This window comes from Legionella quateirensis (genome assembly GCF_001467955.1).
Classification (GTDB): domain Bacteria; phylum Pseudomonadota; class Gammaproteobacteria; order Legionellales; family Legionellaceae; genus Legionella; species Legionella quateirensis.
On record NZ_LNYR01000034.1, the window covers coordinates 129,548 to 148,007 of the forward strand.

The window sequence follows — 18,460 nt, forward strand, 5'->3', positions numbered from 1 at the left end:
CAGCGGAGCCTTATTGGATATATGTTCTGGATTGCTTCACTTTGTTCGCAAAGACGAACATTTATAAGGCTGAAAGAGTATTTATTGAAGTCTTAATGATCCTATAAACAGTTGTCTTTGCGAGCAACGCGAAGCAATCCACAGCGGAGCTTTATTGGATTTGAGTTCTGAATTGCTTCACTTTGTTCGCAAAGACGAACATTAATAAGGCCGAAAGTGTAGGGGCTGTTGACAATTCCGATTTCGACGTCCCGCGACGTTGGAAATAAATATTTGAATTATCAACACACCCTAATAATTGTAATTATGAAAAATGATAGGATATGTTTGGGAATTTTATGGTATCACGGTTTATACACTTCATTAGGAAATTAAACAGGTTTTCTTTAAAGTGAAAAAGCAAGAGATCTTACTTTTTCACTCAAAGAAAATTTATGGATTATCTATTGGAAATGGAAAATTGCTGAGTAAGTGGACTAAAAAAACCATTTGATATGTCACTTACCATCTCATCACCGTAAAAGTAACGAACTCCTTCAATATTATCAAAACCTAGATCCTTAGCTTTCTTGTCAAGAAACTCATCTAATTGTGTCATACCTGAGCTTGTTTCACTTCGAGGTGGCTGACCAAAGAAGCTTCCTATATAATCCAGAGCTCCGCCAGTTGAACGGGATGTTGCTTTTGGTTGATTTTCAGCATTAAATCGAGATGTCAAGGCTACCTGTACTTCTGGGGTACGTGAATTCCAATAATCTCTCACCTGTAAGCCACCACGCTCATGTTTAGGGATGGATGATAAAAATTGAATAAATTCCGTAGATAAACCCTTATCTGCTGAACTGGAACTGCTTGATTCACTTTGTGGTAATTGCGGTGCAGGACTTGCTGACGGTTGTGAGCTGCTACTGCTTATCGATGAAGCGGACGAGTGTGTTGGTAGTTTAGCATCAGCTCCAACGGCTGGTCTATGCCTATAGTCCCTGGGATCATCTAAAGACACAATAACTTGAACTATTGGATCTGTTACAGAACCAAGTTCTATCAGTGCACAAGCGAGATTTATTGAATTTTTATGAGAAGCTAACATGCGACATGAGGTTTCATTGAACATGTCTGGTGAATACCGAGTCATATATCCAAAATACATTATTGCATGTTCCAGATCTTTTTGACGCTTTCTATCTAAAATTGGTTCAACAAAACTTTTCAAAGCGATTTCTAAAGAGAACTCTTCTGCAACGACTGGAGTAGATGAACTGGCAACACTTCTGTCAATGCTTGGTAGAGTAGCTTCAGTTGGCAATAATGCTGCTGAGGCTTGTTGGGCCATGAGTTGCTCAGCAATATATAGCTGAATAAGTAGTGCATTGTCTTCATAATTTCCCTGCAAGGAAGCGGGTAAATAGCTTGCAAAATCAGCTGAATTTAATACAGGAACAAGTGCATTACCAGGATTTCTTTCACTAAACTCAGTTAAAAATACCGTAAAAGGTCTTTGTTGCATTAATTGATCATCAGTAACTCCCTTGGGAAGATCAATAAGCACCGCTTCGATTAATGTTTGAATATCAGATTGCACTTTTGGGCCAAAATTGGAGGAGTCAATTGCTTCCAAGGCCGAACGCAACGCTTTTTTATGTCTGGCATTTAAACGTGGGTCATTTAAATTGTGTTCACGTTGTACCGAAATTTCTGCATAAGCTTTGCTAAAGATACCCAAAAGATTGCGTACATCAGCATCGCTTCTGGGACTAATACCCTTGTTTGTTTTGAGATCAATATCGCCAGTGATAATGCCCACAATATTAGCTGCACTGTGAATACCACAACTCCAGGTATCTGATTGTTGTGTAACAGATGATGAAGGTCTTACTATGCTGTAACCCTCTAAAATTCCAATTTCAATAGCTGTTTGTATTTGTCCTATTGCTTCCGGATACACCCTGTTGAGCGAATCGATAACATGACACTCACTGTTTTGTGTGTCGATAACAACAGCAACTGAATGGCGACCTTGCCAGGTAGGTAATGAAAAAATGGTATAACGTTTATCTTCCGGTATTTTACCTATAAGTTGCGCAAAAAGATCAAAATCTTCGCCTGCTCTATCTGGACCTACTTGAATCGCGTTTACATTAGTTCGTCCATTGGCATGTAATACTTCGAGTGCACTATTGATAATAATGTCATTATCAAAGTCACGGAATTTTTGTTCGTAATTACTAATTACAGCTTGTTGTTCATGGTGTTCAAGTGAAGTAAATGGTGGATAAATCCAAGGCATGATAGCTCCTTAAGGTTGGAATATAAATTTACAAAATTCTGGACCTAATGAACGAATCCTGAACTCTAAAGACAATTATGTAGTTCCAAACTTAAGCAAAAATTAAATAATGATGTTAAATTTTGATAGTCGTTATTGAAATTTTATATGGCTTTATGCTCTGGCCTCGGAAGGGTAAATAGTAGTGATGGACTTAAGAGTTATCTTCAGCCCATCATTCACAAGAACAGAACTGTGGATTAAACGAATCGAAATCTAGTTCACGATTGGTCATTGATTAGAGGCGGATTATCTTATTTTAAGTACTGTATTAGCTGTTCCAATAGTACACACCGGATTAAAAATTGGATCGTAATGTTCCTTTTTTAAAAAGACATTTACACATTGCTGAGTATTTTCTGTATGCTCCTTGGACAGTTGCGCTTTAATATAAAATTCGATTTCTGCACGATGCGCTGTCGGTTGTTTAATCCACGATTCAACCTTGGATGGAGGTATTATCAGGTTCAAGACTATTTTGCTCTGTAAAACACTGGCATCCAACAAGACAGTAAGATAATGATTTTTGTAATTAGGCGAATACCTGGCCAAATAATCACCCGGATTGCTCAGTATACGCTTGGCAGCCTCCGTATCTATAGTGCCATGGTATAATGGAGCTTCCATCTCTTTTTTTAATTCGGGATTCATTTTAAAGAAAACTGCTGATTGACAATAATCCCATACTTTAACTTTTTCGCGGGGTGCTTCATTATCCTCAAAATTGTTATTGTTATGCATAGTTCCATAAAAGAGTACAGTTCGGGCGAGTGTTATTGCCGTATATACTCTGGATAATTGTTCAGTAAATCCAGCACTGCAACGCCCTTGTTGACAAATTTGGTATAATTGAGTGCTTATCGATGAAAATCCGATTTGGTTCAAATGTACAAAATCAGACTCGGCAAATTTATCCAACGCTTGAATCAGGTTCGATGTTTTTGCTGTGAAAGCATCTTCTTTCAGAAAGGTGTGCCATGAAGAGAGTGCTAGTTCAAACTGAGTAAACTCGTCGGTATCTTCACTAAAGGCCCAGCCGCATTGTAAGTGAATCGCTTTGGCTTTTTGCAAAATATTTTCAAACAGATCACAAAAAATATCATTAAATAACAGGACATTATTTATAACCGGACCAAGAGTATTACTCATCAAAGTCTGACAGCGATCGTATACCTTAGGAAAGGCTGTGAAAATTCGAACCAAATCGTCTCTCGAAAAACACTCCACCCAGCGTTCACTCCGTTCGGTAATTTTTTTACCGCTAATAAAATCATCTAATAAAGCAGTCTCATCAATTCGATTCAGAAGCAACTCTTCCGTATAGGTTGCCCCACTGGCCGTGACTATGCTTTGGGGTACTAATTCTTTTTCTTCTTTAAGATTAATTGCAGTTGGATTTTCAATATTGAATTCATTCTGTGCAGTATATATTGGATGATTGAGTTCTATTTTACTGTTGCTCATATATGCCTTTTTTGATCTTAAAAATTACTCCGGATTTTTAACCGGTTTAGATGTTTAATTGTCTCTTTGCTTTAATTGTCCCTTAGTGAAGTTATCGCAATTGATTACGTACTCCAGCTGGCCCCAATTTTATCATAAAAAGCATGAAATGTGTTTAATTTTTACATAATGCGATTATTTAATTCTGTTTGAAGAAGGCGATACACTTTTTTACGGTTCATTGATTCATAGAGAAGATCATTTTTAGACTTTAATCTATTGAATCAAAAATACTTAAATGGAACTGGTTGTCCATATATTGCCCAACAATCAACTATAATTAATACAATAGCCTGGTTCTGGTTTTATGTGGATGAGTTATTAATTTATCTGATCCACCTAAATACCCCAGCAGAGAGGATCTGGTTAACAGTTAGGGAGATTAAAATGCCTATTGGAGTCCTGTTTTGGGTGCTGATGATTATTTGGTTACTCTTTGGTCTGTATTGGCACCGAGGTGATTATACTCGTGGTAACTATGGTCTGGTTGGGGGGCATCTTATGTTATTTGTCCTGTTAGCTATTCTTGGATGGAGAGTATTTGGCCCTATACTTCAGTAACGATATACTTTTTTGTAATCAAGGCACTATACATTGTATAGTGCCTTGATGAGATAAGAGCTTCAAGTTAGATACGGATGAAATTTTTTTGTTTTAAAATCCATAATCTTATTCATTTAGTGATGTTCATCAATACATAACGCTCTATTTCCGGAGAAAGCAAATAATATATTCTATAAAAAGTAGTACAATAAATATAAAAGCAAGGTTATCTTTTATAGAGGATACCAGGAGGCTTAGATGAACATAGTAGATTTGAAAACCTTTCTTGCTGTTGTTGAATATCATTCAATATCCCTAGCATCCAGGCATATGTTCACCTCACAGCCAACTATCAGCAGACGTATTAAAAAATTAGAACAAGAACTTGGGACTCAACTTTTTGTAAATACCAGTTATGGTGTAGAACTGACGAATAAAGGGAAGGCATTTCTTCCTTATATTCGACAAATGCTCGGTATTTATAATGAAATGATGAAAGCAGAGCATAATGACCGCAAAAGCCAACCTAAATTAACTATCAATATAGGGCTTAATCCTTATGTTTCAATTTCAGCATTTGCCGAATTTACGAACTACATGCATGCTCTTAAAACGAACTATTTTATTGTTAATAAAATAGTTCCTGCAAAAGAGCTTAGCACTAGTCTGACAAGTGGAAATTATGATCTGATTATTTTACCTCAAGTTGGTAATTGCCCTGCCAATATATCTTCAGTGCCTCTATGGAAAGAAAGAATTGTTCCGATAGTATCCATCGAACACCCCTTAGCCAAATCCAGGTTGCCAATATCTATGGCTGAATTAGCGCAATACGATGCGGTATTGTTAACGAATGACAGCATCATGCGCCAAAAATTTAATTTATTACTGAAACAAAAAGACATTTCAATTAAAACGATTGCTGAAGTCAATACGATATTCAGCAATATTCAAATTGTGGAATCAGGATCCAGTTGGTGTTTGATTTATGAACGACTACTCAATGATAAATTAGCTGTAGTCCAACTCAGCGATTTTTCTATGGACATTGAGTTTCACGCTTATTATCTAAAAAAACGTGCCGATGAACGGCTGATTTGGGAGTTTGTTGAATACATTAGAAAGTGGCTCAGCCAATCACCAGATTTAAGTCAATATTTTATTAAAGCAAAAAGTTTATCAATTCAAGGTGATTCCTAATATCAAATAGTTTAATACTCTTATCGAAAATAAAATGAGCTCGAATCTTCTGTTATTGCAGTAAATCTCGTTGCTTAACCAGTAAAAGTAACGAGCCAGACCTTCTGGCCTAAGCTCGTTGTATAATCTGGATGCCAATTTATTAATATGGAGTTGAAGCTGGCACATGTTAGCTCATACTTACATTGGATTTAGAGTGCAACTCTTCAGTTGCATCTCGAACTATTTTATTGAACTCTTTAATAGAGTCTGTTTCTAAGTGTAACAAGGTTGTAACTGCACCTTGTCCAGTTTTTAGAATGGTGTATTCCGGGGAATGTTTAAATCCATTAACAATCAGATTTAACACATATTCATTAGGTGCTCCCAAGATTTTATCTTTAATATCCGCTAAAATATTTGCTTTTAACATATCTCCATTAAATTCTTTAAATTGATCTTTCATATCGCTAAATTCATCAGGATTAACAGGAGCACCATGAAATCTATTTCTATGCGGGTAGCCTAATTTGGATTGATTTTGTATCGTGTGTTCAATCTTCTGTGGTAAATCTTGATGTAAATCAGATATATGTTCACTTAAAGTTGAGTACTGAGCAGCCCATTCATCTCTTTTTTCATTGTATGTGTTTGCAAATTCATCGGCGTCACTTAAGCCCTTAAAGGTAAATCCTTGCTTGTTCATATCTCTTACGCCATCAAGATTTTTTACCTGAGCAGTTGAGTCTAAATCTTTAGCTAAATCTTTTTTCCATGGCATGGTTTGATAAAAAAAGGGGACTCCAATGGATATTGTTTCACCGAGAGATTGATCTCCCGTAGCACAAACTGGATTTTTTTGTCTTTTGCACGCTTGCATCATGGCAATCATAGTATCTTTTTTCAGAGGAAATGGATTGCTTAGATTAATGGTTACAACAGGGTCATCATGTCCATCCTTCCCTGGGACTTCATGAATTACTCCATTATAGTGTATTTCAAAACCACATTCATAAGGATTGTTTTGCAGTAACTCCTCAATGTAAGATTTAAAAATCTCAGGTGTAATTCGGGTAAAAACCTCTGCTGGTTTTTGTATGTCTGAATGTGCTAACGTGCTGGTAACAAAATATAAATAACTTAATAATTCTTGTTTGAACGTCTCTGGGTTCGCTCCACGGCCTGATGAATGATTATTCAAATAAGCAAAAAACAGTTGATTTTCATTCTCTAACTGGTTTAATGATTTGCCAAATTTATGTTCATCCTCAGCATGTATCGTATGGTTTTCGTCAAATAGGCCTAAAAACATACCGTGAGCTTCTGGTCCGGGACCCGTTGGAATTGAATTAGAGCCATGATATTTATAGCTGTATTCAGGCAGAACAATAAAGGGTATTTCATTGATAGTTGCTAATCTTTTACAAGCAGCACAATCTTTATCTACTATCATTGGCCCATAAACAATTGCTTGGGGTTTGGATTTGGCAATTTCTTCTCGTAATTGCCAGGATTGAGTAATTTCTTCAGAGTGTTCAATGTCGGTGTGAATAATCCGTACATTTTCTTCTCCAATTTTGTTTTTTAAAGTTTGTACAAGGCTTTTATCTTTTAATGATTCATCGCCTAAATCATTAAGAAGAATGATAAAGGGTTGGTCATTTTCTTGATTTTGATAAGAATCAATCATTTTGTCTACGAAAGATAAGTCCCCCATAGTTCCCGGCTCAATTACAGATAAAACAATAATAGGTTTTTTTGTGGAAATATTAGACATGATAATCTCGCAAAGTTATGAGTTCATGTATAAAATTTAACCACCAGGGGATTATGAGCAGGTTAATGAGGCTAATCGAAATGTGTCGGGGGTATGCCTTTTATGTTGTTATGAAATAAGGTTGAGCTTTGTGAGTTGTGATCCAGGTGCTCTCTCCCAAGGGTTTTGTTTCGATAAACAGGATGATTCGTTTAGGTTTGGTTTGTATTGTTTTTAATTGATTTTTTGGTAATGAAAGGGTTGATTCTTGGGATTTTAAAAGGCATCATCCCCAAAATTTAATGGACTTTATAGAGATAATAGGTGAACTTAAACAAGGTAGTTACGATAGCATGCGGTATAACGCTCACCGGGCTGGTATGTGCTGGCGATGGTGGCAGTATTGATAGCTCATGGAGACCTGCTGCCACCCTTAGTCTAGGCCCTGTATGGAGCACTCCAGGTAAAACCCAAACCATTTATTTGCAGCCAGAACTTCGCGAAACCTTCGCTGCACAGTCTACTACTGAGAAATTTGGTAGCGGAGAATTGTTCTTGGGCCTGCAACATTATTTTTCCCCGAAACTGTTTGCTCAAATTGGATTTGCCGTTGCAACAACAACTGTCATCCCGCTCAATGGTGATATTTGGCAAGATGCTGATCCAGATTTTAATAATTTATTTTATGATTATAAAATCAAGCACACTCGTCTGGCGGTTAAAGGCAAGTTATTAACAGATTTTTATCAGCTGGTACAACCTTATCTTTCTGGCAGCCTTGGTGTAGGTGTTAATCATGCTTATAACTACAGCACTACACCTAAAAATATTGATATTCAACCAGAGCCTCCTTTTGCCTCTCACACAACAAGAGATTTTTCGTACACCCTAGGAGCCGGTTTGCAACGGGCGCTAAATAGCCACTGGTCTGTTGGTGTGGGATATGAGTTTAGTGATTGGGGCAGGACATCCCTTGGATCTTCCGCAGAACAAGTGCTAACTGGTGGTTTGAATTTAAATCATGTTTACACGAATCAATTACAGTTCAACCTCAGTTTTGTTGCTTAAGGAATTATTATGCATATTAAAAAAATCCTGAACTTTTGGGTCAGTGTTACCACAACCTGTCTATTATCAATCGCTATCGTTCATGCCAATACACAATTACCTATTTTGATAAGCCCGACGACATCTACAACCATTCAAAACCCCAACAGTGGTATAGCAATTATCGAATACCTGGTCACTAATCAAATGAAAAGTCGCCATACTTTTGCGATGAAGCCCATGGGTGCTGTCACACAGAATACTTCGGCAGGGAAGTGTGGAAATCCTTTTGTTCTGCAACCCGGCGCTTCCTGCCTGTTATCATTGAAAATAAATCGCGATAAATTATCCGATCTAAATGATGGGCCAACAGTCTGTGTAACGAAAAGCCCGAGTGATAATTCTCCAGGTTCGTATATATGCACTCAGACCAGTCAGAATTCGATTCCGAGGGTTTTGACTATTGACCCTAAATTCCCATATGGTAGCGCTCCTACGGGAAATGTCTGTGTTTCTACTGATTATTATGCAACACCGGAAACCATGCTCGGTTCATGGGCTATGCTTCAAGCAGTTCCTATGGATACTCAAGGGAATGTTCTGCCCAGCTTTTTATCGAGTACCAACACTGTTTATGCTGTGGGAACCGCCGCCCTGGGAGATCAACTGGGGATACCCAATTGTTCTGGAGGGTGTAATCAACTCAATGGTTATTGTTTTGCGTTAAAATTTAATGGCAAAAGCCCATACCCTTATATGATCTTTCAGTCAGTGAATATCGGAGCTAATCCTAATTCCTTTGATATATACATGGCTGGTGGTGGCTCTGGCGCTTTTCCCAATCAGTGTCAAATGTTTTGGGGCACGGGCGGCAATGTAAACTGGGCTGATCATATTCAAAATAGCTCCTGCTCAGCCTATTTTGGAGATTACTCCAGTATAAATTCCACCTATTCTGTTACCTACAATGGCACTGTGTATCCTGCCAAAACTACTTTGCAGAACGCCTGTAATTTTGCGTCTGCAGGACAATCAGGTTTTAATACACAAAATTGGAATAATGTCTCAGTTGTTCCCGTAACGTGTCCAACATCTCTAATCCAGATCACGGGTGTTGAGTTACCTGCCAGCATTACGACCGTAGGAAATCAGACCATTCGTAATTTAAGTACCCTGACCGATAGTGATTTCGCAGCTAGTACAATAACTCCGGTGACTACTACTCAGATGCAAGATTGTAAAACACCTTCTTCGGGTTATTGCACTAATGTAGCGGTAAGCGTACCTAATTACCAAGCGTCGATTTCTGCCAATTTAACAGCACCAATATTAACAGGCACTCCTCCGAGTAGTACTTATTGTCAATCTAATCCAGGAACAAGTTATTGCAGCTGGAATAATGGTATAACCAGTGCCGGTGGCACCTATTGTAATGCTAATCAGTCTCAATGCATCAATTGTGGGGGCGGATCACAATGGTGTGTTTGTAGTGGTCAAACACTTACTGGGTGTACCTCTTGAAACCGGTGTTGTAATTCAGTTAGGTTGCGCCAAGCATGGAGCAGCCTAACAACTCCAGTCATGTCGTTTTTAATGAATACAAGATCATCTGTTGAGCTGAGCTTCATAGATTAAGCAAATGCTGGGCTTATCATCCAGTATTCTAATCTCCAAAATCAAATTCACGAAAAAATATCATTACACTCCTAATCTGTAATTTAAATTCCATCTATTGGCTTGACAGGAGTGTTGCATTTCTTGAACACGTCATTACTTACCCCTGGAGTGTCATTGCAGGAGCTTAAAATCAGACAGGATCGAGTTAACATTTATTCGCTGGCTTTAATAAAAAAAGTTACTCATAATAATTCAACATTGTGTCAGGCTTGTTTGCTAACTCTTTGTGTGAAAATTAATATTGTGAACTAATTCAATGTAAATAAACTACATGGGTATAGCATGAAAATAAAATTTTTAGCCGGACGCTTATTTAGTATGATCATTGCTATTTTTATAATGGCTACTGTGCACGCAGGAAAACCATTATGGACATTTTCTCCCCTAACACCAACTCGTTTATCTGTTCCGACCAATACTAATGCATGGATCCAATATCGTGTTACTAATCAGTCAATGAAACCACACATACTGGTAATGACACCGATAAGAGGTATTACACAAATTGTTCAGGGTGCTGGTCTATGTGGAACTGTATTTGCATTATCAGCAAAGGACTCTTCCTGTATTCTTTCATTGCAGATTAATGGCAATCTATTAACTGAGAACATTTCTACCGGCCCAGTTGTTTGCGAACAGGGACATTACACGACATGTTATACTCCAAGCGCTGAAAACAGCTTGAGAATTGATCCAGCGCCACCGCTGACCGATGCCGCCATTAGCGTGCTGGATTCGCCTTTATCATTGACAGCGAATGGTGCAACGGGATCGTTGACTATCAGGAATAATTCTATATGGGTTAAAGCAACTAATATTACCTCTAATTTTACAAATACTGCACTAGACGGCAAAGTTTTCGAGACAGGAAATAATTGCAATTCCGTGGAACCGCTAGCCACTTGCACTTTAACTTTCACAGCGGCAACAACTCCTGTTGTGCAAACTAATTTTTCAATTCAGGGAACAAATACAGCTCCAGTTCGTGCGGCAATGAGTATTGTTTCTGTTGCGCCGACCTTAGTCTCTATTACTCCAAACGCCGGCACGTCGCTTGGAAATACTGCTGTCACCCTGACTGGAACTAATTTTACTAATTCCAGCACGGTGACTTTTGACGGAGTGAGCGCAAGCAATATAGTTGTCATCAATGAAACAACTTTAACAGCGGATACGCCTGCCCATGCCGCAGGTGCTGTGGATGTGGTAGTTACAACGGCAGCTGGCAGTGACACATTGACTAATGGCTATACTTATTTAGCAATACCAACTCTAAGCACTATCAATCCTGTATCGGGAACCGCAATTGGAAATACCGGAGTGACTTTAACTGGTACTCATTTTATGGGAACAATCAGTGTTACCTTTGATGGAATTCCTGCAACAAGCGTCCATGTGGTTAATAATAATGCGGTGACAGCTGTAACACCGGCGCATGCAGCTGGCCCGGTAAATGTAGTTATTACCACCCCGGACGGAAGTGCTGTCTTAAATAATGGTTTTAATTATAGGAATGCTGCCATTGGACAAGCTTCAGGTGGAGGTAAAATTGGATTCCTTGGTGGCGGATTGAACAATATGATCGTTGCAAATGTAGATAATAGCTCATCCGCCATCTTCGGTGGATTTGGTGTATTAACCAATGCAACCAGTACTACCAATGGTGCAAGCAATACAACAACTATAGTAAGTGTTTATTCAAATCCACCCAATAATTATCCACAGGTACAATATGCCGCCGGTATTTGCAGCCTTTATGAAGTTGATTCTCAAGGCAATACACCTTGTCAGGCAGGTAATACATGTTATAACGATTGGTTTTTACCGGCTTTAAATCAATTAAATTGTTTTTTCACGAATAAAGTTGCAATTGGTGGATTTAATGCCGGTACTGACTACTGGACATCTACAGAGATTAATAATCAACGTGCATGGTACCAATGGTTTGGTGCGGGTACCCAATCTAACGTGAATAAAAATACAATTCGTCCTATTCGTTGCGCAAGGAATTTTTAAGCGCTCTGTTTCAACAGTGGAAGTTGAGTTTGTTCCAGCAAAGCATGGAACAAGTTCCTTCTGACCACCAGAAACATCTATTATAAACTTAATGGTGGATTGTTGTGTTCAAATCAGATCTCAATGCAGCAGGATTCGTGATCTGAATGGATGACATCTGACAACACTTCCTGATGCTAATTAAATCTATAAGACGATCCTTCGATTGCCTGTGAGGTTAATTGTTCGTATTCCGACGATTTATCTGTATTGCCTGCACGATGATAACAGCCAGATATATATTCGCTTGTCACCAACCCTTTTTCATAATACTGTTTTATTGAGTCGTGGTCGCCTACAAATGCATACCCTTGGATAACAAATTGAAGTGCTTTGGGGTATTGTTTAATATACCTGTTCGCCATTTGATGATTACCAGCCTCGGCGTAAAATCCTGCGATAAATTTAGCAGATGATTCTTTATCTGAAGGTGCTTCAGCGCGAAGATATTCGTCTACACGATGATGGTTCCCATCAAAAACAAACTGTTTTATCTGAGCTAACCTAGCAAGTCGAGAGGGGTTCATTGCAGTACGAGCTACAGATCCAGTTTTTTTAAAAAAACCAGGTTTTGTTTTTGCAGGCATATCAGTATCGCCAGCAATTTCAGCGCTCTCAATGGAGTCTGAGGATGATGTGCTGGAGAGCGATACACCGGACAAACATTCTGCGAAATCAATTCGATCCTGAGCATGTCGATTGACTTGGTTGACTTTGATCAATGGCATGCTAAGTGCCTGATAGCAATTGTGGGCATTGTCATCGTAAAAGCAGACTGGAGCATCTTCCTCGGCAAGTTTTAATGTATGCCATATCTGACGAATATGATTTATTTGATGGTTTTTATTATTTTCCAGATCATCAATATGGAGGTTGAATACATCATCTGCAGCAGGAATATAAGATATTATAAAGGGTTTAGTAATCCCTTCAATTTGATATATGGCGGCAGCTGAAAGCCCGCCTGTTGAAAATCGTATTTCCTTTAAAGTTAAATGACGTTCGAATAAAAAAGCCATATATCCTGCAATATAGGAATGATTGTTGTGAAATGTTGCTATAGCACTCATATTGTCACTGTCATCGTGTTTTAAGAATTCATTAACATGAGCTTTTAAATTTGAATGAGCGTGAGCAATTCCTCTGTGATATTCTTGCTCATTGAAGGTAAATGGGCATTGAGTCGTCAATATTTGTGTGCGTTTAAAGGTATGTTTACGAGTAACTGAAAGGTCGAAATCAAATATAGAATTCATCATCTGCTCAATATTCAAAAAAACGGAATTCTATCAAAAAATCATTAAGGAATTATTATGCACTCTGATTATGATTTTATCCTTCTAAGTGTACACCATTCAGTTGATAGGAAAACTTATCTCATAGGAACAGCATTCTTAGACGTCCTTTCCGCATTATTACAGAGCTTCCGGTACATGTTGGTTAGTATCAATCATAATCGGCATTGAACTCACATTATAAAGCTGTTTCAATAACTTCATATTTTTATGGAGAATCTTATGTACCGTTTCTGGATGAAACTTATCTTTTCCTGCTTCATTCTTCTTTTTTCTGTTCATGTTTCTAACGCGGGTTTTCTTGGTGATGCAGTTCTTGATGATGATTCAACACCTTATCTAACTGAAATTAACCCTCTAAGTACTCCACAGGCTTATTATGAACAGCACAAGGATCAAATGGATGTTGTACCTGATGGAGTAGGGTTACAGATACTATTTAAGTCAGGAAACACGAGTTATCTTCTTGCTGGACCAAGAGCTCATCGCTTGCTCACTCTCAATGGCGGTAAGATAGAACATACTGATTTATCTTTTGCAAGACAGTTGCAAGAGGAGTTTTTTGAAGAGACTTTTGGTGTGTTTGAGATTCTAATTCGCCGCAATACCCTCTATTTAAGGATCAATAAACAGATATATCCTTTGCATTTTTATAAGGACAAAACCCTGGTGCATTATAAACCAGGACAGTTTGCCTATGTCACCTTTACTGCTGAGGTTAGAGAAAACATTGATCAGATAATGCTGGACTCACTGGCAAATCAATTATCACCTACAGCCCTTTATTGGGAACAGCTGGGGAGTTATTTATTCAACCGGGTTCGAGCAGCTCCGCATGGTGATGGCTTTAGTGAGTATTGGTTGCAACAAAGAGAAAGCCTGGATTTATTACTTGCAGATTTAACCAATCAATATGACGTTCTTATCCAACGAGGACAGTTGTTAATTACCCCAGAGCAAGCATTTGAGGTCGATCAACTTGATCAGGCCTGGGATAAATTACGTGGAATATCCAGTTATGGAGAATTAAAAAATTGTTTTCAAAATACAGTAGGGCGTTATTCCGAACGGGCTGGTTATTATGTGCTTGATGCGAAGCAAGTCTTGGCTGCGGCAAAAACTTCCCAATCCGTTTTAGATATTCACGGTCAACCAGTAGCTGATTCAATTTTTAATCTGGAGACTGTTTTGGTGGTGTTTTCCAGTATTTTTAATGAGCATAGCGCCATTAAAGAGTACATCCCCTGATGCTCTAGCTGCCCTACGTACCGCGGACAAGCCGCGGAACGTAAGAGTTTAATCAACTGGATGGGTAATTACGCCCAGAGAAGGCTTAATTCGATTTGAGAAAAATTTTCGACAGCTTCTCAAATTTAAAATACAATCATCAAGTACCATCTTGGATACTCGAGTATCTTGGTTAGTGGATTACCGTTAAGGGACAAAATGCCGATTACATCAAGGACAGTTATCTATAACACAGCAGATAAGCCACCTTTCCTGACTCAATTACTTCTGGGCTTCCAGTTGCTGGTTAAATTTTCCATCATGGCGATGTTTCCGTTGATGGTCGCCAAATACGCAGGGGCAACCCCTGATGCCACTGCCACGCTGATTAGTATGTCATTAATCTGGGGTGCCATAGCAACCCTAATACAAGCAATTGCAAAACCTAAAATATCATCTGGGGCCTTATTACCGTCTTTTACTTCAGTACCTTACTTTGTAGCTTCTTTATCGGCTGCTCATTTAGGTGGACTGAGCATGGTATTTGGTATGAGTGTTATAGGTGGTTTGGTCCAATTAATATTAACACCCCTGATACGCAGCTATCGCTTTGTTTTTACCAAAGATACAGCAGCATTTATTTTGGTTATGTTAGGTTTTTGGTTAGGTGTGCTCGGTGTGCAAGAGTTATTTAGTCCCAGTGAATTAGGTCAATTAATGATTCACAATACCTCATCTACACCGCAATCATCGACTAATTATAAACACGGCATTGATATTATTGGTTTTAATGTTTTAGCACTCATGGTTATTATTCGCTTATGGAGTCCACAAAAATTACGCCTTTATTTTATTCTGATAGGAATCCTTACTGGTTGGGTTTTGGCTTATTTAAACGGGTTTATTCCTGATACGCTTTTGCAGGGAGTGGAGTCAGCCCCCTGGCTGCAGTTGCCACATTTAATGATGCCACAATATTCATTCAGCACGGCTCTGCTGTTTCCATTTTTGATTGCATCATTCATCACTACTTTTGCATTTTTTGCTCTTGCATGTGTCAATCAAAGAGTCTCTTCAAATGACTGGAAAGAGCCTGATCTATCTAAAATTCGTCGGGGTAATTTATGGCTGAGCATTACCACGATACTGGCTTCCGGGACTGGATCTGTTGCACAAAGTCCTCTACCAGGTGCGGTAGGTCTTTCGATTACCTCAGGTGCCTACAGTAAAATCATTGCCTATACATTTTCTATGCTTTTAATCCTGATTAGCTTGAGCCCTAAAATAATTGCAGTATTTCTCACCATTCCTGCCGGAGTGAATGGAGCTGCAGCGGTGATAATGGGGGCCTCCTTATTTATGTTTGGAATCAATATGTGGAATTTGCAAATTGCCCCTCCCCAAAAAACATACGCCATGGGCATCGCTTTTTTAATTGCTGCCAGCAGCGACATAATTCCAGCCATTTACACTCCTTTTCCAGAGATTGGATTTCTGACAACAGAGCCTGCTTTATTATTAGGGATAATTTGGTTCATAGTTCTTACTGTTTTATTTAGTATTAAATTATTTAAAAGGCATACATCATGAAAAGACCTGCTCAGCTCATTTATGGTGTAGACGACAAGCCCGATTTTCCAACATTGCTATTATTGGGTTTGCAATATGCTGCAATAATTACCGCCTTTTTATTATTGCCAGTTATAGTCATGCAACACGTACATATTAATAATGAATTGGCCGCCGGCGTCATTAGCACGGCTATGTTGATTGCCGGCTTAACTACTATTTTGCAAGTGATCGGTCGAGGATTAATTGGCTCAGGCTATTTGGTATTGGCAACACCTACACCCGTTTACATTGCTCCTTCAATAATTGCCATTCAGATGGGTGGGTTACCTCTGGTTTTTGGCATGACGTTATTTTCTGGCATTCTCCAAGCCACGCTCTCTCTTTTGTTTAAACGATTAAAAAAATTTTTCCCGGCAGAAATTGGCGGGTTAATTATGGCTTTAATAGGCATAGAATTAGCCAAGATTGGGATTAACAGCTTTATTTCCATCTTTTCTACAGCTACAACCCATGTCGTTTTAGCTTCCTGTATTAGTGTTTTTACGTTATTACTCATTTTAGTGATGGTACTTTGGGGATCAAATGTCCTACGGCTGTATGCGCTGATTATTGCGCTTATAGTTGGCTATTTTTTAATTTACATCACGGGTTGTATGGATGAGAACGCTATTATGCAAATTAAGCAAGCACATTGGTTTGCATTACCCACTGTTCCTATGATTACAACAGGTATTCGCTTTGATTCGTCATTGATTGTTCCTTTTGCCATTGCAGCATTAGCTTGTGCAATTAAAGTCAGTGGCGCGGTTACCGCTCATCAAGAGTTAAATGATGCTGATTGGGTACGTCCTGAAATGGGTAGCATTAGCCGAGGTTGTTTTATAGATAGCATGGGTACAATTTTATGTGGTGTATTTGGCAGTTTTGGTCAAAATGTCAGTAGTTCAGCTTTGGGGGTGTCACTGTCTTCTGGAGTGAGTTGCCGCAGAGTGGCATATTCTTTTGCTGCAATCTTTTGGTTATTAAGTTTTTGCCCTAAGTTCGCTTTAATTTTGGTATTAACGCCAGGACCTATCGTCGCAGCCATATTATTGTTTTTAGCCGCAACCATATTTGTATCCGGATTAAAAACAATTATTCCTCGGATGATAGTTTCACATCGAGCGATTGTCATCGGTGTTTCTTTTATGCTAGGTGTCAGTCGTGATATTTATCCCATCACGTATCAACATCTTCCAAATTATATTCAATCCCTGGCGGGATCATCAATTGCTTTAGCTACCATTAGCGCAATTATTTTTAATTTTATCGGATTACTGGCCATTGATAATTTCAAAAGCGCACGAGTCGCATTAAGTCCTGATGTTAATGGGTTGAAGTTTGGATTGGATTATTTAGAATCTTTACAACACGATTGGGATTTACCGTTGTCATTATATAACGACGTTAAAGTAACTACTAACAAACTACTAACGAACATTACTGAAAAACACTTAAGTACTGATCTTATAATTTTAGACATTAAACTTACTCGATCGCAGCTAGACCTTAATATTACTTATAAAGGGTATCTCATCAAACCAATATTAATGCATAAGAAGAACAATATTATCGCAGAAAATGAAGTGATTATTGAACATGCTTCGAATGCTTTTGCTTACATAGAACATGATAAAACAATCATGCAGTTGAGCTTTGATTATTAAAACACTTCCATTGGAATTGAATCAAAGATGTTGCTTCAGAATACTTCGTAAACTTATCAGACCATCCGTTCTCTGAGTACACCCAGATTTTATTACTATAATATAAGCTAAAGCGGTTACATTTGATTAAATTTTATACTTTATAAATCGCCGCAAAAAGTGTATTGGCACGTACAAGTACTTTATATTTTAGGACGATTATTATGACTTTTGATAAAGGCATCTATTCCGATGAACGCTTCAGTTTGCCAACCAACACTGCACACGTAGAACTCTCCGATATTTCTTCTATTCTTGCAAAGAAGAACGTGTTCCCATCACTTTTTCAGGACAATGGTATCCAGTTTCCTCTGTTGACTGATGAGCTGCACGAGCATGCAAAATGGCTGTATCATCATATTTACAGCGTAGCTTATCCAGGTATACAGAATGATGGGAAACTTGCTCGGATGGCGCATGGAATCGCTCATGTTTCACGTGTTGCCTGAATGCATTCATGATCATGATGACGAATTGCAAATTAAATGAAGGGCAGGATAATCAATCATCTTATCAGATTATTTTGAGCAGTGTT

The 18,460-nt window shown here is 38.4% G+C and carries 13 protein-coding genes; 9 read left to right on the top strand and 4 right to left on the bottom strand.

Annotation, left to right across the window (positions count from 1 at the left end; all coding sequences use genetic code 11):
• Positions 1-439: 439 nt before the first annotated feature.
• Positions 440-2,287: a hypothetical protein gene (locus Lqua_RS11985; protein ID WP_058474525.1), complete on the bottom strand. Its 1,848-nt coding sequence runs from the start codon at positions 2,285-2,287 to the stop codon at positions 440-442.
• 288 nt (positions 2,288-2,575) lie between these two features.
• Positions 2,576-3,790 carry an SH2 domain-containing protein gene (locus Lqua_RS11990; RefSeq protein WP_058474526.1) on the bottom strand — a complete coding sequence of 405 codons (1,215 nt, stop codon included), beginning with the start codon at positions 3,788-3,790 and terminating at the stop codon, positions 2,576-2,578.
• Positions 3,791-4,216: 426 nt separating this feature from the next.
• On the opposite strand from Lqua_RS11990, the gene Lqua_RS18235 reads away from it, so the two are divergent.
• A complete protein-coding gene (locus tag Lqua_RS18235; RefSeq protein WP_157076143.1) occupies positions 4,217-4,390 on the top strand; it encodes a hypothetical protein in 174 nt (57 codons plus the stop codon).
• Positions 4,391-4,630: 240 nt separating this feature from the next.
• The gene (locus Lqua_RS11995; protein ID WP_058474527.1) at positions 4,631-5,572 is read left to right on the top strand and encodes a LysR family transcriptional regulator; all 942 of its coding nucleotides are present in this window, start codon (positions 4,631-4,633) and stop codon (positions 5,570-5,572) included.
• Between the two features lie 169 nt (positions 5,573-5,741).
• Here the strand turns inward: Lqua_RS11995 and Lqua_RS12000 are convergent, their stop codons facing one another.
• Entirely contained in the window at positions 5,742-7,328 is a 1,587-nt protein-coding gene (locus Lqua_RS12000) for a hypothetical protein (RefSeq protein ID WP_058474528.1), read from the bottom strand.
• A 303-nt stretch (positions 7,329-7,631) separates the two neighbouring features.
• Here Lqua_RS12000 and Lqua_RS12005 point away from each other — a divergent pair, with 303 nt between their 5' ends.
• The 3 genes from Lqua_RS12005 to Lqua_RS18600 all read left to right on the top strand — a co-directional run bounded on the left by Lqua_RS12005 (position 7,632) and on the right by Lqua_RS18600 (position 12,047).
• Complete coding sequence (locus Lqua_RS12005) at positions 7,632-8,375, top strand: outer membrane protein (RefSeq protein WP_058474529.1); 744 nt, start codon at positions 7,632-7,634, stop codon at positions 8,373-8,375.
• 9 nt (positions 8,376-8,384) lie between these two features.
• Positions 8,385-9,875 (top strand): hypothetical protein, encoded by a 1,491-nt coding sequence (locus Lqua_RS12010; RefSeq protein WP_058474530.1) that lies wholly within the window; start codon positions 8,385-8,387, stop codon positions 9,873-9,875.
• A gap of 438 nt (positions 9,876-10,313) precedes the next feature.
• Positions 10,314-12,047, top strand: coding sequence for an IPT/TIG domain-containing protein (locus Lqua_RS18600; RefSeq protein WP_058474531.1), 1,734 nt, complete (start codon positions 10,314-10,316; stop codon positions 12,045-12,047).
• Between the two features lie 176 nt (positions 12,048-12,223).
• Here the strand turns inward: Lqua_RS18600 and Lqua_RS12020 are convergent, their stop codons facing one another.
• Positions 12,224-13,345 (bottom strand): hypothetical protein, encoded by a 1,122-nt coding sequence (locus Lqua_RS12020; RefSeq protein ID WP_133141033.1) that lies wholly within the window; start codon positions 13,343-13,345, stop codon positions 12,224-12,226.
• 258 nt (positions 13,346-13,603) lie between these two features.
• On the opposite strand from Lqua_RS12020, the gene Lqua_RS12025 reads away from it, so the two are divergent.
• The 4 genes from Lqua_RS12025 to Lqua_RS12040 all read left to right on the top strand — a co-directional run bounded on the left by Lqua_RS12025 (position 13,604) and on the right by Lqua_RS12040 (position 18,374).
• Entirely contained in the window at positions 13,604-14,629 is a 1,026-nt protein-coding gene (locus Lqua_RS12025) for a hypothetical protein (protein WP_058474533.1), read from the top strand.
• Between the two features lie 198 nt (positions 14,630-14,827).
• Entirely contained in the window at positions 14,828-16,198 is a 1,371-nt protein-coding gene (locus tag Lqua_RS12030) for a solute carrier family 23 protein (RefSeq protein ID WP_058474534.1), read from the top strand.
• Positions 16,195-17,886 carry a uracil-xanthine permease family protein gene (locus Lqua_RS12035; protein ID WP_058474535.1) on the top strand — a complete coding sequence of 564 codons (1,692 nt, stop codon included), beginning with the start codon at positions 16,195-16,197 and terminating at the stop codon, positions 17,884-17,886. The genes Lqua_RS12030 and Lqua_RS12035 overlap by 4 nt, the downstream gene beginning before the upstream one ends.
• A 203-nt stretch (positions 17,887-18,089) precedes the next feature.
• Complete coding sequence (locus Lqua_RS12040) at positions 18,090-18,374, top strand: hypothetical protein (RefSeq protein WP_058474536.1); 285 nt, start codon at positions 18,090-18,092, stop codon at positions 18,372-18,374.
• Positions 18,375-18,460: the final 86 nt, after the last annotated feature.